Origin of the sequence: Yimella sp. RIT 621, assembly GCF_004146205.1 — a bacterium.
GTDB lineage: Bacteria > Actinomycetota > Actinomycetes > Actinomycetales > Dermatophilaceae > Yimella > Yimella lutea.
Genome location: NZ_SEIP01000011.1, coordinates 42,346 through 60,174 on the forward strand (window position 1 = coordinate 42,346; position 17,829 = coordinate 60,174).

Sequence of the window (17,829 nt, forward strand, 5' to 3'; positions counted from 1 at the left end):
GATTTGTCCCTTCATCGGTTGACCCGCTAGTTTCCACCAGAATCAAGTAATCACCGACGCCGCCCCGGCGTCAGCAATCAAGTCCTTAGGAGGACCCGCAGTGGCTAAGGCCAAGTTCGAGCGGACCAAGCCGCACGTCAACATCGGCACCATCGGTCACATCGACCACGGTAAGACGACGCTGACGGCTGCCATCTCGAAGGTGCTGCACGACAAGTACCCGGACGTCAACCCGGCGTTCGCGTTCGACGAGATCGACAAGGCTCCCGAAGAGAAGCAGCGCGGTATCACGATCTCCATCGCGCACATCGAGTACCAGACCGAAAAGCGTCACTACGCGCACGTCGACTGCCCGGGTCACGCTGACTACGTCAAGAACATGATCACCGGTGCGGCCCAGATGGACGGCGCGATCCTCGTGGTCGCCGCCACCGACGGCCCGATGCCGCAGACCAAGGAGCACGTCCTGCTGGCTCGCCAGGTCGGCGTTCCCTACATCGTTGTCGCCCTGAACAAGGCCGACATGGTGGACGACGAGGAAATCCTCGAGCTCGTCGAGATGGAGGTCCGCGAACTGCTGTCCTCCTACGAGTTCCCGGGCGACGACCTGCCGGTCGTCAAGGTCTCGGCTCTGAAGGCGCTCGAGGGCGACGAGGAGTGGGGCAAGACCGTTCTGGAGCTCATGGACGCCGTCGACGAGGCGATCCCGGAGCCGGAGCGCGACACCGACAAGCCGTTCCTGATGCCCGTCGAGGACGTCTTCACGATCACTGGTCGTGGAACCGTCGTCACCGGTCGTATCGAGCGCGGTGTGCTGAACGTCAACGAGGAGGTCGAGATCGTCGGCCTTCGTGAGGGTGCTGCGGTCAAGACCACGGTCACCTCGATCGAGATGTTCAACAAGATGCTGGACAGCGGCCAGGCCGGCGACAACGCCGCCCTCCTGCTGCGCGGTATCAAGCGCGAGGACGTCGAGCGCGGTCAGGTCATCGCCAAGCCGGGCACGACCACCCCGCACACCAACTTCGAGGCGTCGGTCTACATCCTGTCCAAGGACGAGGGTGGCCGCCACACGCCGTTCTACGACAACTACCGTCCCCAGTTCTACTTCCGTACCACGGACGTGACCGGTGTCGTGAAGTTGCCGGAAGGCACCGAAATGGTGATGCCGGGCGACAACACCGAAATGTCGGTCGAGCTCATCGCTCCGATCGCCATGGACGAGGGTCTTCGCTTCGCGATCCGTGAGGGTGGCCGCACCGTCGGTGCAGGCCGCGTCACCAAGATCACCAAGTGATCCTCGCCCGCAAGGGCACAGCTTGAACCGAAGCCCCTCAGCCGTTCGCGGCTGAGGGGCTTCGTCATGCCCGCGCACGAAGGCGCGACAGTCGCTCGTTACCTTCGTGCCCATGAATCCGGGCGCGTAGATCGACAGCAGGACGAACAGGAAGTACCACGCCAGGAAGAAGGCCGTGACGGGGAAGACGAATGCACGGAACTTCTTGCGAAGTTCGGCGAACTCGGGGGACTGCTGGACCGCGATACGCCGCAGTACGCGTCCGTACCCGGGCGTAAGGCGCGACCATCGTTCGTCGGTGCGGGCTCAGCTCGCGAAGTGCCGACGCCAACCGACGTGGTCCACGGACGTCGGGTGACCGCGCCGGTTCAGCGCATCGGCCACGCGACTCACGGCGTCCGCCGGCTGGCGATGGATGTCGCGACTGGTGAGGACGATGAAGATCCATCCGTCGGCCTCGAGTTCCTCGCGTCGCCGGATGTCGCTGCGCCACTGGCCCTCACGCTCGATGTGATGGCGTCCGTCGTACTCGATCGCGATCTTGAACTCCGGGTACGCCAGGTCGATGCGCCGACGGACGTGGCCCGTGTCGTCCCGGATCGGGTGGTTGACGAGCGGCTCGGGAAGTCCGGCACTCACGAGCAGCAGCCGCGTCCTGCTTTCGTACGGCGACTCGACCCCGGCACGGACGAGGCCCGCCACTTCCCGCGCGGACGACGCACCCGTGCGATGGTCGAAGCTGGTTTCGGCGAGTTGCTCGATCGTCATCGCCCCGGCCTGCACGAGCGAGTCACCCAGGACGAGCAGGTCGACGAACGGCAGCTCGGTGGACAGGTCGGCGAATGTCTGTGCTCCGGTGGTGACGTCGATCCCGCCTCGCTCGGTCAGCGTCGGTGGCTTGCGATACCAGTGCAGTTGCACGTCGTCCCGTTTCGAACTTCGTCGTTCGACGGAACCGAGATGAACAACACTGCTTCGCGGCACGACGGCGCCGAGCAGAACGGCTGCGGTCTGCCGACAGGCGAACTCCGCAGCCGGCAGTTTGCGGAGCAACGCGGCCACGATCTGTGTCTCGGACGGTGCTGCGTCGGCGCGGCAGTACAGACCACGCGACAACGCCCGGTACCGGCGGCCGCGCAGTTGCCGCCCCTCGATCCCGGCGGCCAATGCTTCCTTGCGGGTGAACACCTGGTGCATGCGGCAGACCTTGGCACGGACATGACGGTCGCTTCGGAGTTCTCCACACCGTCCACCACCAAAGCGCGACGGTCGTGCGTTACGCCGTAGTACGTGTCCGTACTCAGGCGTAAAGCGCGACCGTCGCGACTTGGATTGCCGATCAGCTACCGACGTAGCACTTGGTCGGCTTGAAGTTGTCGACGGCCATCAGGAACTTCACCTCATAATCGTTCCAACCGTCCGTGCGCAACTGCTTGGTCGGCGAGGTGGCTGCCTGGACAACGCCCTGGTCGTCGGAGCAGATGGCGGTCATCGAGGTGTTGCCGCCCTTGCCGTCGGTCTTGTACCGGCCCGAGACGATGGCGGTCTTGGTCGCCGGGTCCTGGGCGACCTTCATGTTCGGGTCCACCTCGGTGACGGTCGCGTAGCTGTTCTCGGCGTTCCTGGTGATCTTCAAACGCACCTTCTTGGCCGACGCCGGCAACTCGCCGCTCGCGCGGGTCACCTTGATGACGTTGGTGCCCTTGTTGACCGAGATGCTGTCCTTCACGGTGCCGACCTCGTTGCCGGACGCGTCCAGCAGTACGTACTCGATGTCGACCAGGCCGCGGCCCGAGGAGTCGACGTGCAGCACGGAGTAGAAGTCGCCGCGGTCGCCGCCGGCGGTGCGGTAGCCACCCAGCTTGACGATCTCGGCCTTGGTCAGCGGACCGGACGGGATGGCGCTCACGCTGGCGTCCAGTGCGGACTTGTCGTTCTTGTCCTCACGCTGGGACGTCGGCTTCTCCTCGCCGCCCTGCTCGGAGCCACCCTGCGAGGTCTCCGACGCCGACTCCGACGTCGTGCTCGAAGAGTCGGACGAGTTCTGCGACTCGGAGGTCGAGGACGTCGAGGACGCCGTGCTGGTGGCGGTCGGTGCGTCTTTGCTGTTGCACGCGGTCAGGCCGAGTGCGGTGCTCAGTGCGATTGCGGACAGTGCGACGCGCTTTGTGGTGCGCATGACGAATCCCCCTCAAGGATCAGCTGTATTGGTGTGAACCGTGGTTGCGACGGCGGCACCCGGCAGCGGGTTCCAAGACGGTCGCGCCGACCGGGACATCGGCACCGTCGTTCGCCGTCTCACCGCGCGATCCCGTGCACGGACGGTCCGGCGAGGCTGGAAGAATGGGCGACCGTCTGGTTACTTCAATCCGGGAGCTGCTGTGGCCCTTGTCGACCTGTCCGCCGAAGAACTCGCCGCCTTCATGACGGCGCAGAAGTCCGCGTACGACGAACTGAAGTCGCGCGGTCTTAAGCTGGACCTCACCCGGGGCAAACCGTCCGCCCAGCAGCTCGATCTGTCGAACGAACTGCTGAAGCTGCCGACCGGCTACGTGGCCGCCGATGGCACCGACACCCGTAACTACGGCGGATTGCACGGGCTCACAGAGCTCCGCGAGATCTTCGCCGAACTGCTCGGTGTGAACGTGGATCAGCTTGTGGCGCAGGGTAATTCCAGCCTCACGCTGATGCAGCAGGTGCTGGTCGACTGCTTGTTGCACGGCGCCGTCGACAGCGAGCGCCCGTGGAGCGGCGAGGACAAGATCAAGTTCATCTGCCCGGTGCCCGGCTACGACCGCCACTTCTCGTTGCTGAACTCCTTCGGCATCGAGATGGTCACCGTCCCGATGAACGCCGACGGCCCGGACGCCGACAAGATCGCCGCGCTGGTCAAGGACGACGCGTCCATCAAGGGCATGTGGGTCGTGCCGACGTACGCCAACCCGACCGGCGACACCGTCAGCCAGGAGGTCGCCGCGAAGCTGCTGGCGATGCCGACCGCCGCCCCTGACTTCAAGATCTTCTGGGACAACGCCTACGCGCTGCACCACCTCACGGACGTCGAGACCAAGTCGGTCGACGTGTTGTCGCTCGCCGCGTCGTCCGGCAACCCGAACCGTCCGATCCTGTTCGCCTCGACCAGCAAGATCACTTTTGCCGGCGCGGGCGTCGCGTTCCTGGCCGCGTCCACCGAGAACATCGGCTGGTTCCTCAAGCACGTGGGTATGAGTTCGATCGGCCCCGACAAGGTGAACCACCTTCGGCACGCGGAGTTCTTCAAGGACGCCGACGGGGTTCGCGCGCACATGCGCAAGCACGCCGAGATCATCGCGCCGAAGTTCGAGGCGGTCGAGCGCATCCTCACCGAACGCCTCGCCGAGCACGACATCGCCGAGTGGACCAAGCCGATCGGGGGCTACTTCGTCAGCCTCGACGTGCTGCCCGGCACCGCGTCCCGCGTGGTGCAGCTGGCCAAAGAAGCGGGCATCGCCCTGACCCCCGCCGGCTCCAGCTTCCCGCTCGGCACCGACCCCGACGACGAGAACATCCGCCTGGCCCCGACCATGCCCCCGTTGGAAGAGGTCGAGGTCGCGATGGACGGCGTGGCCACCTGCGTCCTGCTCGCGGCGGGGGAGTACCTCTCCAAGAACTGAGCTACCCCCAGCACGCTGGACGAGCATGGGCGAGCGCCGCGTTCGGGACCCGGTGACGGTCGCCTACTCAGGCGATACGAAACCGCCCGAAACCGACACCACCACGAAAGCAGCGCGTCCGAAATGTCGGGACATTCTGACGATCCGACCCGGTAGGAAATACCACAAAGGGTGTGGGACAGTGTGTCTTGTGAGTGACCAAGGCCACGTGGAGCCGACGCCGGCGTTCTTCCTCGCCGGTGGTACCGGAATCTCCGCCGAGACCCTCGGCAACATGATTCTTCGGCAGTTCCCCAACGTCACGTTCGTGCGGCAGAAGATCCCGTTCATCACCTCCGTCGAAGCGGCCGGCGAGGTCGTGCAGATGCTGGACGCGGCCAAGACCGACACCGTCACTCCATTGGTGTTCTCCACTGTCGCCGACGAGCAGATCCGCTCCGAACTCATGCGCACCCAGTGCGCGTTCATCGACCTGTTCGGCTCACAGCTGGACGAGGTCGAGAAGGTGCTGCACGCCGAGGCCGCGCACAAGGGTGGCTCGGCACATGCCGTCCGCGACCAGGCCCGGTACGACTCGCGCATGAAAGCGGTCGAGTACGCCATCGAGCACGACGACGGCGCCAGCTTCCGGGCGATCGAGAAGGCCGAGGTCATCCTGTTGGCACCGTCGCGGTGCGGCAAGACGCCCACCACGATGTACCTAGCCCTCCAGCACAGCGTCTTCGTGGCGAACTACCCGCTGGTCGACGAAGACCTCGAGTCAGCCAAGCTGCCGCGTCCGATCGCGCCGTACGCCGACAAGTGCTTCGGGCTGATCTCGACGGCGGCTCGCCTGTCCGCGGTGCGCAACGAGCGACGTCCGGGCAGCAAGTACGCCTCCCAGGCCCAGTGCCTGTTCGAACTGCGTCGTGCGGAAGCGATGTTCCGCGCGCACAAGATCCCGTTCATCAACTCCTCGACGATGTCGATCGAGGAGATGGCGGCCGTGATCATGCAGACCCTCAAACTCAATCGCGTTCACTGACGACCGTTTACACGGCCCTTCCGGAAGGACCTGCAATGAGCAGCAACATCGAGTGGTACGAGAACCTCGGCATGCACGATGTCGAGTTGGTCGGCGGCAAGAACGCCTCCCTCGGTGAGATGGTGCAGCACCTGTCCAAGGCGGGCGTGCGCGTCCCGAGCGGTTTCGCCACGACGGCGGACGCCTACCGCCGCTTCCTGATCGAGTCGGGTCTGGCCGAGCGCATCGACGGGATGCTGAAGACGCTCGACGTCGACGACGTTCGTGAACTCGCCCGCGTCGGCAACGAGATCCGCACCGCGGTCGAGCAGCAGCCGTTCCCGACCGACCTCGAGGCCGAGATCCGTGAGGCCTACGAGAAGCTCGCCGGCGAGCACGGGGACGAGGTCAGCTGGGCGGTGCGTTCGAGCGCGACGGCCGAGGACCTTCCGGACGCGTCCTTCGCCGGGCAGCAGGAAACCTTCCTCAACATCCACGGCATCGACAACATCCTGCACGCGATCAAGCTGGTCTTCGCCTCGCTCTACAACGACCGCGCGATCGCCTACCGAGTCCACAACAACTTCGAGCACTCGGTCGTCGCGTTGTCGGCCGGCATCCAGAAGATGGTGCGCTCCGACATCGGTTCGTCCGGTGTCATGTTCACGATCGACACCGAGTCCGGCTTCAAGGACACCGTGTTCATCACGTCGTCCTACGGTCTGGGCGAGGCCGTCGTCCAGGGCGCCGTGAACCCCGACGAGTTCTACGTCTACAAGCCGGCGCTTGCGGCCGGCAAGCCCGCGATCCTCAAGCGCGGCGTCGGCGGCAAGGCGATCAAGATGGTCTACACCGACGACAAGTCGGTCGGCCGCACGATCGAGACCGTCGATGTCGACCCGGCCGACCAGGCTCGCTTCAGCATCACCGACGCGGACGTCGAGGAGCTCGCCCGTCACGCGGTGAAGATCGAGGAGCACTACGGCCGCCCGATGGACATCGAGTGGGTCAAGGACGGACTCGACGGCCTGATCTACGTCGTCCAGGCCCGTCCCGAGACGGTGAAGTCGCGCGAATCCGGTTCGCAACTGGAACGATTCACAATGAAGTCGCGCGGCGACGTGCTGATCGAGGGCCGCGCGATCGGTCAGAAGATCGGTGCCGGCGCCGTCCGCAGCCTGAAGTCGATCGACGACATGGCGCAGTTCCAGGCCGGCGAGGTGCTGGTCGCCGACATGACCGACCCCGACTGGGAGCCGATCATGAAGAAGGCGAGCGCGATCGTCACCAACCGTGGTGGACGCACCTGTCACGCCGCGATCATCGCGCGTGAGCTCGGCATCCCGGCGGTCGTCGGCACCGGCGACGCGACCCGCAACCTTCCGGACGGCGCCGAGGTCACGGTGTCGTGCGCCGAGGGTGACACCGGTTTCGTCTACGAGGGCATGGTCGACTTCGAGGTCACCACGACTGCTCTGGACGAGATGCCGGAGCTGCCGGTCAAGGTCATGATGAACGTCGGCACGCCCGACCAAGCGTTCGAGTTCTCCCGACTGCCGAACAAGGGCATCGGCCTGGCGCGGTTGGAGTTCATCATCAACCGTCAGATCGGCATCCACCCCAAGGCGCTGCTCGAACTCGACCAACAGGACCCTGAGCTGAAGGCGGCCATCGAGGAGCAGATCGCGGCGTACGACAGCCCGCGCGAGTTCTTCGTCAAGCGTGTGGCCGAGGGTGTGTCGATGCTGGCGGCGGCGTTCGCGCCTGAGCCGGTCATCGTCCGGATGTCCGACTTCAAGTCGAACGAGTACGCCAACCTGCTCGGTGGTGAGGCGTACGAGCCGCACGAGGAGAACCCGATGATCGGTTACCGCGGTGCGTCGCGGTACCTGTCGAAGGACTTCGCCGATTGCTTCGCGATGGAGTGCGAGGCGCTGCGGTTCGTCCGCGAGGACATGGGCCTGACGAACGTGAAGATCATGATTCCGTTCGTGCGTACCATCGCCGAGGCGAAGGGCGTCATCGAGCTGCTGGGCCAGCATGGTCTGAGGCGCGGCGAGAACGACCTGCAGGTCGTGATGATGTGCGAGGTGCCCTCGAACGCGGTCATCGCCGACCAGTTCCTGGAGCACTTCGACGGGTTCTCGATCGGCTCGAACGACATGACCCAGCTGACTCTCGGCCTCGACCGTGACTCCTCGCTGGTGGCGGGTTCGTTCGACGAGCGCGACGACGCGGTCAAGGCGATGCTGTCGATGGCGATCAAGGCCTGCCGTGAGCAGGGCAAGTACGTCGGCATCTGCGGCCAGGGTCCGTCCGACCACCCCGACCTCGCCGAGTGGCTGCTCGACCAGGGCATCGAGTCGATGTCGCTGAACCCCGACACCGTCGTCGAAACCTGGTTGCGTCTGGCCAAGCACGTCAAGGCCTGATCACCGACGCCGGAGCCGGCGTGGTCGGGTGCTCGTGGTCAAGTCCGGCGTATCGAGCACCTCAGACGTCGGAGATCGTGGTGTGTGACAGCTTGCGGCCGGCGATGAGCACACCGCCGATCAAGCACAACACGGCGGCGATCAGCCCGAACCACACCGGCGGGTGCACCTTCTGGCCCACCTCGGCGACGGAGTGCAGGACGCTGGTGCCCCAGGCGCGAGCCGAGAGCCAGGCCGCCGGCGAGATCAGCGAGGTCAGGCTCGCTTCCCAGACCAGCCAGTACACCAGGCATCCGACGACGCTGCGGTTCAGCAAGGTCGCGAGCGTGGTGAAGATCCCGGCATACGCGACGGACGCGGTCACGCCGCCGAGCAGCGCGCCGAGCCAGAGGTCGTCCTGCACGCCGACCATGATCAGCGCGGCGATCATCATCGGTACCGCCGCGAACACCAGTGTGCACAGCAACACCACGAACGCCTTCGTCGCGATGATCGACAGCCGCGACACCGGTTTGGTCAGCAGGTAGATGATCGAACCGTCATCGAACTCGGAGTTGATCAACGTCGTGGTCGCCATGAGCGCGACGACGGGCACGACGATGCCGATGCCGAACGTCCGCACGAGCACCAGGGGAGCATCGCCGGGAGACAGGGTGTCACCGTCGGCGACCCGGATCAGTGTGGCGAGCAGCAACAACAACGCCGGGATGAGGAACAGCAGGATGGCGCGGGCCCGCCCGAACAACGAGCGGACGGCCAGGCGCAGGATCGGAATGTTCATCGGCCCACCAGGTAACTGAAGACGCTTTCCAGCGATTCGTCGGTCGGGATCAGTTCGAAGAGTCGGACGTCGGCATCACGGGCGAGTTTCGCGACCACCGTCGCGAAGCGTCCGAAGTCGTCGGCTTCGACCTCGAGGTACTTCTCGCCATTGACCCGGACGCCGCGCACGGTGTCTTCGCGCATCAGCAAGGTCGCAAGTAATCGGTTGTCGCTGCTACGGATTCGGTACTGGTTCGGACGATCGGTCATCAACCGTCGGATGGCCGCGAAGTCTCCGGACGCCGCGTGCCGTCCGGAGACCACTACCTCCACCTGGCGCGCCAATTGCTCGACCTCCTCCAGGATGTGCGAGGAGAAGACGATCGTGCGCCCTTGCGCCGCATACGAATTCAGCAGACTCATCATCGAGCGCCGCTGGATCGGATCCATGCCGTTGAACGGTTCGTCGAGCAGCAGCACCGCGGGATCGTGGACCAGCGCCGCGGCCACCTTGATGCGTTGGCGCATGCCCTTGCTGTAGGTCGAGATCTTGCGATCGGCCGCGTCGGCCAGAGCGACCAACCCCACCGCGTGCTTGGTCGCGGCCTCTGCTTGGGGGAGTCGGTGCAGGTCGGCGTTCAGCCGCACGAACTGCTCGCCGGTGAGGAAGTCGTACATCGGTTCCTGCACCGGCACGAGTCCGATGTGGCGATACATGCCGACGTCGCCGCGCACCGGACGTCCGTCGAGTGTCACGCTGCCGGCCGACGGAGCAAGGAGTCCGGCCATCATCGACAGCAACGTCGACTTGCCGGCACCGTTCGGGCCGAGCAGTCCGGTGATGCCGGGACGGATGTCCATGGAGACGTCGTTGACCGCGACGACGTTGCCGTACCACCGCGAAACCGATTGCAGCACAAGGTCGCTCACAGCGATGCCGCCTTTCGCATCCGCTGGATCAACAGCAAGGTCGGTGCGACCACCCACACCACACAGACCGCAGCGGCCGCAGGCACTCCCACTCCGGTCGGCCTCGGGATGGTCGGGTTGGGCGTCGGTTGGTCGAAGAGCCCGGCGACGAGTTCGGCGACCGCGGTGAAGGGATTGAATGACGCCGGGATCTGCCCGCGTGCGGGATGCTCGCTCTGGTAGGTGATGCTCAGCGCGCTGGTGACGATGCCCGAGGTCACCATCAGCACGATGATCACCGCGGCGACGGCGAGCCCGGAGCGCGTCGTCAGCGTGCACACCAACCCGGCGATCGCGGCCAGGATCAGCGCGAGCAAGAGCGCCCCGAACAATGCGGAGAGGTAGTTGCGGGTGTGCACCCCGCGGTCGAGTTCGGAGGTCATCGCGACGCCGTACCAGATGGTCATCGGCACGGCCACGACCAGGAAGATCGCGGTGGCCAGTGCGGCCAATCGCGTCAGCACGAACATCGTCCGCGACACCGGACGCGCGAAGTACAGCACGATCGTCCGATACCGCAGGTCGCGCGCGAACAGCACCGGCGCCTGCGTCGCCACGAACACCGTGATCAACAGCTGCGTCCAATACGGGAAGCCGAAGTAGTTGGACAGGGGCGCGAACAGCTCGGCCTGGTCGGTCAGCGACATCCGTCCGAGCTGGACGACGATGCCCGCCAGCACGACCGCCGGGATGAGCATGAGGCCGGCGATCAGCCAAGGCATCACCTTGGACTTGCCGGAGCGACCGACGCCGAAAGCATGCCCGAGCGAGACCGTGAACAGTTCGCGCAGGATCGCACCCGTGCCCAGGCGGCGTCCCTGGAATCCGCGATATCCGAGGTCGTGAATGACGCCCTGGCGACTCGGCGTGCTCATGCGTCAGCCCCTTGTTGGAAGACCTCTTCGAGGGTGTGGTGGATCTCCTGCACCCGCACGAGTCCGAGCCCGAGGTCGACGGCGACATCGCGGACGACGTCCAGTGCCTGCGGACGATCGATGCGCACCTGCACCTGTTCGCCGGCCGGCCAGGCCTGCAGGCCGTGGTCGACGAGCGCCTGCCCGAACCGGCGGTCACTGGCAGCCGGACCCAGCACCTCGACCAACACCGTGCCGGTCGTGTGCGTGAGCTCGGACGTGGCGGACGCGCGCAGCAGGCAGCCGGCGTCGATCACCACGATGTGGTCGGCGGTGCGCTCGAGCTCACCGAGCAGGTGACTGGTCACCGCGACCGAGATGCCGAAGTCGCTGCCCACCCGTGCGATGAGGTCGAGCATGTCGTCGCGGGCGCGCGGGTCGAGTCCGTTGGTCGGCTCGTCGAGGAAGACCAGGCTCGGGTCGTGCACGATCGCCTGCGCGAGCTTGGCCCGCTGCTTCATGCCGGTGGAGTAGCCGCCCATCGCGCGGTGGCGTTCCTCGTCCAGCCCCACGTGGCGCAACACCTCGGACGTGCGTTCGCGGGCGGCCGTACGGGGCAGCCCGGACATCAACGCCATGTGCATCACGAAGTCGGCCGCGCTGACATCGCCTGGTAGACAGTCGTGTTCGGGCATGTAACCGACGCGCGACCGGATCTCTGCACCCTGCGTGGCGGGGTCGAGTCCGAGGACGCGTGCGGATCCGCTGGTCGCCGGAAGCAGCCCGAGCAGCACCTTGATGAGGGTCGATTTACCGGCACCGTTCACGCCGACGACTCCGGTCACGCCGGCGGGGATCCGCAGACTCAGGTCGTCGAGGGCGCGCACGCCGGGGTACTGCTTGGTCAGTCGGTCCGTCTCGATGACGAACCCCTGCGCGGATTGCACCGTCGGCACCCCCTTATCAGCCGGAACGATTCGTCCGCAGCGTATGCCCATTCATCGACAGCGTCCGGAAGGCGCGCTCAGGTCGCCCGGATCGCTTGCACCAGCGCGGGCAGGGCGCTCGCTGCCGGTGCCCGCCAGACGTGGGTCACCTCGTCGCTGTGCTCGGTCGGATTCGGGTTGATCTCGATCACCGGCACGCCCCGAGCCCCGGCGAACCTCGGGAGCAGCGACGCCGGCGCGACGATGCCGGAGGTGCCGACGGTGAGCACCAGATCGGCACTTTGTACTTCCTCGACCGCCCGGTCGAACGCGTCCGGCGGGAGCATCTCGCCGAACCACACGACGCCCGGACGCACCAGCCCGCCGCACGCCGGACAACTCGGGGGAGCGAGCCGTTCGACCGGCTCGTGCGGCACGTCCACGCGATCGGTGTACGGACGCTCGCAGTCGCTGCACCGGAACGCCGACAGGTTGCCGTGCAGGTGGACGACGTCGCTGCTGCCGCCGCGTTCGTGCAGGTCGTCCACGTTCTGTGTCACCACCAGGACGTCGGCCCCCTTCTCCCAGTCGGCCAGCGCCCGGTGTCCTGCGTTCGGATCCACCTGATGGTGCCGCTCGAACCGCCACAGGTACCAGGCCCACACCATCTCCGGGTCCTCGTCCCAGGCCTCGATGCTCGCCAACTGCATCGGGTCGTAGCGGTTCCACAGCCCGTCCTCGGGGTCGCGAAACGTCGCAAGCCCGCTCTCGGCCGAGATCCCCGCACCGGTGAGCACCACCACCCGCCGCGCGTCCCGGGTCACCTCGAGTACTTCGTCCGGCACGTTCGTCATGCGTTCACGTTAGTTGTCCACAGGGCCCTCAGCGGGATCCGCGGATCGGGCGCACCATGTGCCGATGGACGTCGTGTCGTGGGAAGAGGTGGAGTCGCGTGGACTCGGCGCCCGGGACGTGCGCCGACTCGTCGCGACCGGTGAATGGACACGTCTGCGGCGAGGGTGGTTTGCCACCCGCGCCGCTGCGGACGACGAGGACGCTCAGGTGGTCGAGCAGATCGACCGCCGCCACGAATCTCCCGGTGAGACTTTGACCGCTCTGCAACTGCGACTCGCCGGCGTCGCCTATGAGCCGCAGTTCGACGTGCCTGACTCGGGACAGTGGACGCCCGCCGGACGTGGGTATCGCGCCGACGTCCGCGTGATCGGTCACAACGTTCTCATCGAGTTCGACGGCAAGGTGACGTACGAGAACGGCGACTCGGTGTTCCAGGAGAAGAAGCGCGAAGACCACCTGCGCTCGCTCGGCTGGATCGTCGTCCGCGTTGTGTGGTCCGATCTGAAGATCCCTGGGCGCGTTGCGACCCTCGTCCGCGAGGCGGTGGCGCAGGTTACGTACAAAGGCCCGGGTTACGTCCGGATGCGCACGTTATAACGTGCGCATCCGGATGCAGCATGGGCACCTGTACGTAACCTGCGCATCTGTACCTACGGTGCGCATCGTTGCCGGCCGCGAACGCGAGAAAGCAGCGGAAGCCCCAAACTCGCCTCCTTCAAGGCCTGCTTGAGAGCCGGACGCCACGAGAAGCCCGGCGCCGGAAGGCGATACGGAACCCGTCTGCGAAGGCGAACACCCGAGAGCCGGACGGGGACACGAAGCTGCCCGAAAAACCGACGGCAACGCCCCGCACAACGAAGGTGCCCAGCACCACAACGCCCCGATTTGGCGCGTACGCCACTGCATGGCACACTGGACAAGTTGCTTGCTGCGTGATGTCGCATCTGTTCGACCGGTTCAACCCGGACGAAGTGCGGAATCTTCGTTGGCGCTGAGGCGAAGTTCGGCCCAGTGACAACGGCACAAGCCCCGGTCCCTACGGACCGGCCCACCCCGCCACTCGGTGAAAACGTGTGCGCTGTGCTGCGAAGCAGGTGCGACACACCCGACCGCGGGGGTCGGGGCCGGAGCCCGAAAAGGCCGGCCAATTGACAGATGTAATAGAAGTACGGCGAGAGAGAGACGCGACAAGATGGCGGGACAGAAGATCCGCATCCGGCTGAAGTCGTATGACCACGAAGTCATCGACAGCTCGGCGCGCAAGATTGTCGACACGGTTACTCGTGCCGGCGCAACGGTGGTCGGCCCTGTGCCGCTCCCGACGGAGAAGAACGTCTTCTGCGTCATCCGTTCGCCGCACAAGTACAAGGACAGCCGCGAGCACTTCGAGATGCGTACGCACAAGCGGCTCATCGACATTGTTGACCCGACGCCCAAGGCAGTCGACTCGCTCATGCGTCTCGACCTCCCGGCTGACGTCAACATCGAGATCAAGCTCTGAAAGGGGGAGTGACTCATGACTCACACCACTGAGCGCTCCGTCAAGGGCGTTCTCGGCGAGAAGCTCGGCATGACCCAGGTGTGGGACGAGAACAACCTTCTCGTTCCCGTCACCGTGATCCAGGCCGGCCCCTGCGTCGTCACGCAGGTGCGCGGCGAAGAGACCGACGGCTACCACGCGGTCCAGATCGCCTTCGGTGCGATCGACCCGCGCAAGGTCACCAAGCCGTTGACCGGTCACTTCGAGAAGGCCGGCGTGACGCCGCGTCGCCACGTCGTCGAGATCCGCACCGCTGACGCTGCCGAGTACACGCTCGGCCAGGAGATCACGGTCGACACCTTCGAGACCGGCCAGGAGATCGACGTCGTCGGTCGCACCAAGGGCAAGGGTTTCGCCGGTGTCATGAAGCGTCACGGCTTCCACGGCGTGAGCTCCTCGCACGGTGCGCACAAGAACCACCGCAAGCCCGGCTCGATCGGTGGCTGCGCCACCCCGGGCCGTGTCTTCAAGGGCATGCGTATGGCCGGCCGTATGGGCGGCGTGCGACAGACCACCCAGAACCTCACGATCCACGCCGTGGACGCCGACAAGGGCCTGCTGCTCGTCAAGGGTGCCGTTCCCGGTCCCCGCGGCGGCGTCGTCCTGGTGCGCACGGCTGCTAAGTCGATTCAGAAGGACGCCTGATTTCGATGACTTCCGTTGACATCCTGAACCCGTCGGGTTCGAAGTCGGGCTCCGTCGAGCTGCCGGCCGAGATCTTCGACGTGACCACGAACGTCCCGCTGATCCACCAGGTTGTTGTGGCTCAGCTGGCCGCTGCCCGTCAGGGCACTCACTCCACCAAGACGCGCGCCGAGGTGCGCGGCGGTGGACGCAAGCCGTACCGCCAGAAGGGCACCGGCCGCGCCCGCCAGGGTTCGACCCGTGCGCCGCAGTTCGCCGGTGGTGGCATCGTCCACGGCCCGCAGCCGCGTGACTACAGCCAGCGCACCCCGAAGAAGATGAAGGCCGCCGCCCTGCGCGGAGCCCTCTCGGACCGGGCGCGTCACGGCCGCATCCACGTGCTGACCGCGATCGTCGAGGGTGACAAGCCGTCGACCAAGTCGGCCGCGAACCTGCTCGGTGGTTTGTCGGACCGCAAGAACCTGCTCGTCGTGCTTGCACGCAACGAGGAGGTCTCGACGCTCTCGGTGCGCAACCTGGCCGACGTCCACGTGCTGTGGGCCGACCAGCTGAACACCTACGACGTCCTGTGCGCCGACGATGTCGTGTTCACCCAGGCCGCTCTGGAGAGCTTCCTGGCCGGGCCGACGCAGGCCGCGAAGCTGGACAAGGGTGCCGCCAAGGCGTCCGCTCCCGCCGCGCTGGTCGACACCGACGCCGCCGACACCGCCGACAACACTGACGAGACCGCCACGACCGAGGCTTCGGCCGAGGCCGGCGGCGAGGTGACCGAGGGTGGCTTCGGCTCCGACTCGGCCGCACCACTGGCCGGTGGCGCATCGCCCGACCCGGTGAAGTTCACCGTCAAGGGCAACAAGGACTCGATGAAGTACCACGTCGCCGGTTCGCGTTGGTATGACGCGACCGCCGCCGAGGTGTGGTTCACGACCGCCGAGGCCGCGGCTGCCGCAGGCTTCGAGCCGGCCGGTGGAGCCAAGGCTCAGCAGGTCAAGGAGGACGACAAGTGAGCACGCAGTTCAACGTCGGCAAGGACCCGCGCGACATCCTCGTCGCGCCGGTGCTGACCGAGAAGTCGTACAGCCTGCTGGACGAGGGTAAGTACACGTTCGTCGTGGACCCCCGCGCCAACAAGACCGAGATCAAGATTGCCGTCGAGCAGATCTTCGACGTCAAGGTCGACTCGGTCCACACGCTGAACCGTAAGGGCAAGACGCGCCGTACCCGTTTCGGGATGGGCAAGCGCAAGGACACCAAGCGCGCGATCGTCTCCCTGAAGGAAGGCTCCATCGACATCTTCGGCTCCGCGAGCTGAACGACGGCGAGGACAAGGACTAACAATGGGTATCCGTAAATACAAGCCGACGACGCCGGGACGGCGTGGTTCGAGCGTGGCCGACTTCGTCGAAGTCACCCGCTCGACCCCCGAGAAGTCCCTGGTGCGTCCGCTGCCGAAGACCGGTGGTCGTAACGCCTCGGGCCGCATCACCACTCGCCACATCGGCGGTGGCCACAAGCGCGCTTACCGGGTGATCGACTTCCGTCGTTCCGACAAGGACGGCGTGCCGGCGAAGGTCGCTCACATCGAGTACGACCCGAACCGCACCGCGCGCATCGCGCTGCTGCACTACGCGGACGGCGAGAAGCGTTACATCATCGCCCCGAACAGGCTCAGCCAGGGCGACACGATCGAGAACGGTGTCGGCGCCGACATCAAACCCGGCAACAACCTGCCGCTGCGCAACATCCCGACCGGTACGGTCGTCCACTGCATCGAGCTTCGGCCCGGTGGCGGTGCGAAGATCGCCCGCTCGGCCGGTTCGCGTGTGCAGCTCGTCGCCAAGGACGGCCCCTACGCCCAGCTGCGTATGCCGTCCGGTGAGATCCGCAACGTCGACGTGCGCTGCCGCGCCACCGTCGGCGAGGTGGGCAACGCCGAGCAGAGCAACATCAACTGGGGTAAGGCCGGCCGTATGCGCTGGAAGGGCAAGCGCCCGACCGTCCGTGGTGTCGCCATGAACCCGGTCGACCACCCGCACGGTGGTGGTGAGGGCAAGACCTCCGGTGGTCGTAACCCTGTGTCGCCGTGGGGACAGAAGGAAGGCCGCACCCGTCGGCCCAACAAGAGCAGCGACAAGATGATCGTCCGTCGCCGTCGTACTGGAAAGAAGCGCTAAGAGATGCCTCGTAGCCTGAAGAAGGGTCCCTTCGTCGACGACCACCTCGCCAAGAAGGTCGAGGTCCAGAACGAAGCCGGCACCAAGAACGTCATCAAGACCTGGTCGCGTCGCTCGATGATCACCCCGGAGATGCTCGGCCACACGCTGGCCGTGCACGACGGCCGCAAGCACGTCCCGGTCTTCGTGACCGAGTCGATGGTCGGCCACAAGCTGGGCGAGTTCGCCCCCACTCGTACCTTCAAGGGTCACGAGAAGGACGACAAGAAGGGCCGCCGCCGCTGACGCGGGGGCGAGACCTGGTGACTACCAGCATGACTGCAACTACCGAAAGCAAAGGACAGGCGATGGAAGCCAAGGCGCAGGCGCGGTTCGTCCGTGTGACGCCGATGAAGGCCCGCCGCGTCGTGGACCTCATCCGGGGCAAGAACGCCCAGGAAGCGATCGCCGTGCTCACCTTCGCGCCGCAGAGCGCGAGCGAGCCGGTGCTGAAGGTGCTCAACAGCGCCATCGCCAACGCACGCGTGCAGGCCGACAAGCACTCTGTTGCGTTCGACGAGCGCACCCTCGTGGTGACCTCGGCGTTCGTGGACGAGGGCCCGACCATGAAGCGGTTCCGCCCCCGTGCCCAGGGCCGCGCGAGCCGCATCAACAAGCGCACGAGCCACATCACCGTGTTCGTCGCACAGCCCGAGAAGAAGGACGGAGGCCGCTGAGAC

General features: G+C 65.9%; 19 protein-coding genes and 1 pseudogene. 12 read left to right on the top strand and 8 right to left on the bottom strand.

Annotated elements, in window-relative coordinates; all coding sequences use genetic code 11:
• Window positions 1-100: 100 nt before the first annotated feature.
• Window positions 101-1,297: an elongation factor Tu gene (tuf, locus tag EU513_RS11425; RefSeq protein WP_129626042.1), complete on the top strand. Its 1,197-nt coding sequence runs from the start codon at window positions 101-103 to the stop codon at window positions 1,295-1,297.
• Window positions 1,298-1,396: 99 nt separating this feature from the next.
• Here the strand turns inward: tuf and EU513_RS11430 are convergent.
• The 3 genes and pseudogenes from EU513_RS11430 to EU513_RS11440 form a co-directional block, all read right to left on the bottom strand.
• Window positions 1,397-1,552, bottom strand: a pseudogene (locus EU513_RS11430) (DUF485 domain-containing protein); the annotation flags it as partial.
• A 51-nt stretch (window positions 1,553-1,603) separates the two neighbouring features.
• Entirely contained in the window at window positions 1,604-2,494 is an 891-nt protein-coding gene (locus tag EU513_RS11435; RefSeq protein ID WP_129626044.1) for an endonuclease domain-containing protein, read from the bottom strand.
• 142 nt (window positions 2,495-2,636) lie between these two features.
• Complete coding sequence (locus tag EU513_RS11440) at window positions 2,637-3,476, bottom strand: hypothetical protein (protein ID WP_129626046.1); 840 nt, start codon at window positions 3,474-3,476, stop codon at window positions 2,637-2,639.
• A 202-nt stretch (window positions 3,477-3,678) separates the two neighbouring features.
• Between EU513_RS11440 and EU513_RS11445 the strand changes: the two genes are divergently transcribed.
• The 3 genes from EU513_RS11445 to ppsA all read left to right on the top strand — a co-directional run bounded on the left by EU513_RS11445 (window position 3,679) and on the right by ppsA (window position 8,385).
• Complete coding sequence (locus EU513_RS11445) at window positions 3,679-4,950, top strand: aminotransferase class I/II-fold pyridoxal phosphate-dependent enzyme (RefSeq protein WP_305037034.1); 1,272 nt, start codon at window positions 3,679-3,681, stop codon at window positions 4,948-4,950.
• 190 nt (window positions 4,951-5,140) lie between these two features.
• On the top strand, window positions 5,141-5,974 hold the full coding sequence (locus tag EU513_RS11450; RefSeq protein ID WP_240796033.1) for a pyruvate, water dikinase regulatory protein: 834 nt from the start codon (window positions 5,141-5,143) through the stop codon (window positions 5,972-5,974).
• A gap of 35 nt (window positions 5,975-6,009) precedes the next feature.
• Window positions 6,010-8,385: a phosphoenolpyruvate synthase gene (gene ppsA, locus EU513_RS11455; protein WP_129626050.1), complete on the top strand. Its 2,376-nt coding sequence runs from the start codon at window positions 6,010-6,012 to the stop codon at window positions 8,383-8,385.
• Between the two features lie 61 nt (window positions 8,386-8,446).
• On the opposite strand, the gene EU513_RS11460 is transcribed toward ppsA, so the two are convergent.
• The 5 genes from EU513_RS11460 to EU513_RS11480 all read right to left on the bottom strand — a co-directional run bounded on the left by EU513_RS11460 (window position 8,447) and on the right by EU513_RS11480 (window position 12,750).
• Window positions 8,447-9,166, bottom strand: coding sequence for an ABC transporter permease (locus EU513_RS11460; RefSeq protein WP_129626052.1), 720 nt, complete (start codon window positions 9,164-9,166; stop codon window positions 8,447-8,449).
• Window positions 9,163-10,077: an ABC transporter ATP-binding protein gene (locus tag EU513_RS11465; RefSeq protein WP_129626054.1), complete on the bottom strand. Its 915-nt coding sequence runs from the start codon at window positions 10,075-10,077 to the stop codon at window positions 9,163-9,165. Before EU513_RS11465 ends, EU513_RS11460 begins: the two co-directional genes overlap by 4 nt.
• Window positions 10,074-10,991, bottom strand: coding sequence for an ABC transporter permease subunit (locus tag EU513_RS11470; RefSeq protein ID WP_129626057.1), 918 nt, complete (start codon window positions 10,989-10,991; stop codon window positions 10,074-10,076). Before EU513_RS11470 ends, EU513_RS11465 begins: the two co-directional genes overlap by 4 nt.
• Window positions 10,988-11,917, bottom strand: a complete 930-nt coding sequence (locus EU513_RS11475; protein WP_240796034.1) for an ABC transporter ATP-binding protein — start codon at window positions 11,915-11,917, stop codon at window positions 10,988-10,990. Before EU513_RS11475 ends, EU513_RS11470 begins: the two co-directional genes overlap by 4 nt.
• Window positions 11,918-11,994: 77 nt before the next feature.
• The gene (locus tag EU513_RS11480) at window positions 11,995-12,750 is read right to left on the bottom strand and encodes an NAD-dependent deacylase (RefSeq protein WP_129626061.1); all 756 of its coding nucleotides are present in this window, start codon (window positions 12,748-12,750) and stop codon (window positions 11,995-11,997) included.
• Window positions 12,751-12,814: 64 nt separating this feature from the next.
• Here EU513_RS11480 and EU513_RS11485 point away from each other — a divergent pair, with 64 nt between their 5' ends.
• The 8 genes from EU513_RS11485 (at window position 12,815) to rplV (ending at window position 17,826) form a co-directional block, all read left to right on the top strand.
• Entirely contained in the window at window positions 12,815-13,348 is a 534-nt protein-coding gene (locus EU513_RS11485) for a type IV toxin-antitoxin system AbiEi family antitoxin domain-containing protein (protein WP_129626063.1), read from the top strand.
• 595 nt (window positions 13,349-13,943) lie between these two features.
• On the top strand, window positions 13,944-14,252 hold the full coding sequence (gene rpsJ / locus EU513_RS11490) for a 30S ribosomal protein S10 (protein ID WP_006946210.1): 309 nt from the start codon (window positions 13,944-13,946) through the stop codon (window positions 14,250-14,252).
• Window positions 14,253-14,267: 15 nt separating this feature from the next.
• Complete coding sequence (rplC, locus tag EU513_RS11495; protein WP_129626065.1) at window positions 14,268-14,936, top strand: 50S ribosomal protein L3; 669 nt, start codon at window positions 14,268-14,270, stop codon at window positions 14,934-14,936.
• Complete coding sequence (rplD, locus tag EU513_RS11500; protein WP_239702902.1) at window positions 14,933-15,943, top strand: 50S ribosomal protein L4; 1,011 nt, start codon at window positions 14,933-14,935, stop codon at window positions 15,941-15,943. The genes rplC and rplD overlap by 4 nt, the downstream gene beginning before the upstream one ends.
• Window positions 15,940-16,248, top strand: a complete 309-nt coding sequence (gene rplW, locus EU513_RS11505) for a 50S ribosomal protein L23 (protein ID WP_129626069.1) — start codon at window positions 15,940-15,942, stop codon at window positions 16,246-16,248. Before rplD ends, rplW begins: the two co-directional genes overlap by 4 nt.
• A 25-nt stretch (window positions 16,249-16,273) precedes the next feature.
• Window positions 16,274-17,110 (top strand): 50S ribosomal protein L2, encoded by an 837-nt coding sequence (rplB, locus tag EU513_RS11510; protein ID WP_129626071.1) that lies wholly within the window; start codon window positions 16,274-16,276, stop codon window positions 17,108-17,110.
• Between the two features lie 3 nt (window positions 17,111-17,113).
• Window positions 17,114-17,395, top strand: a complete 282-nt coding sequence (gene rpsS, locus EU513_RS11515; RefSeq protein WP_129626073.1) for a 30S ribosomal protein S19 — start codon at window positions 17,114-17,116, stop codon at window positions 17,393-17,395.
• A 62-nt stretch (window positions 17,396-17,457) separates the two neighbouring features.
• Entirely contained in the window at window positions 17,458-17,826 is a 369-nt protein-coding gene (rplV, locus tag EU513_RS11520; protein ID WP_129626246.1) for a 50S ribosomal protein L22, read from the top strand.
• Window positions 17,827-17,829: the final 3 nt, after the last annotated feature.

Bases quoted from the DNA above. Each gene is read 5' to 3' on its own strand.
- rpsS (WP_129626073.1), top strand. From the start codon at position 17,114: ATGCCTCGTAGCCTGAAGAAGGGTCCCTTCGTCGACGACCACCTCGCC.
- EU513_RS11485 (WP_129626063.1), top strand. From the start codon at position 12,815: ATGGACGTCGTGTCGTGGGAAGAGGTGGAGTCGCGTGGACTCGGCGCC.
- EU513_RS11435 (WP_129626044.1), bottom strand. From the start codon at position 2,494: ATGCACCAGGTGTTCACCCGCAAGGAAGCATTGGCCGCCGGGATCGAG.
- EU513_RS11460 (WP_129626052.1), bottom strand. From the start codon at position 9,166: ATGAACATTCCGATCCTGCGCCTGGCCGTCCGCTCGTTGTTCGGGCGG.
- ppsA (WP_129626050.1), top strand. From the start codon at position 6,010: ATGAGCAGCAACATCGAGTGGTACGAGAACCTCGGCATGCACGATGTC.
- rpsJ (WP_006946210.1), top strand. From the start codon at position 13,944: ATGGCGGGACAGAAGATCCGCATCCGGCTGAAGTCGTATGACCACGAA.
- EU513_RS11470 (WP_129626057.1), bottom strand. From the start codon at position 10,991: ATGAGCACGCCGAGTCGCCAGGGCGTCATTCACGACCTCGGATATCGC.
- rplB (WP_129626071.1), top strand. From the start codon at position 16,274: ATGGGTATCCGTAAATACAAGCCGACGACGCCGGGACGGCGTGGTTCG.
- rplC (WP_129626065.1), top strand. From the start codon at position 14,268: ATGACTCACACCACTGAGCGCTCCGTCAAGGGCGTTCTCGGCGAGAAG.
- EU513_RS11440 (WP_129626046.1), bottom strand. From the start codon at position 3,476: ATGCGCACCACAAAGCGCGTCGCACTGTCCGCAATCGCACTGAGCACC.
- rplV (WP_129626246.1), top strand. From the start codon at position 17,458: ATGGAAGCCAAGGCGCAGGCGCGGTTCGTCCGTGTGACGCCGATGAAG.
- EU513_RS11480 (WP_129626061.1), bottom strand. From the start codon at position 12,750: ATGACGAACGTGCCGGACGAAGTACTCGAGGTGACCCGGGACGCGCGG.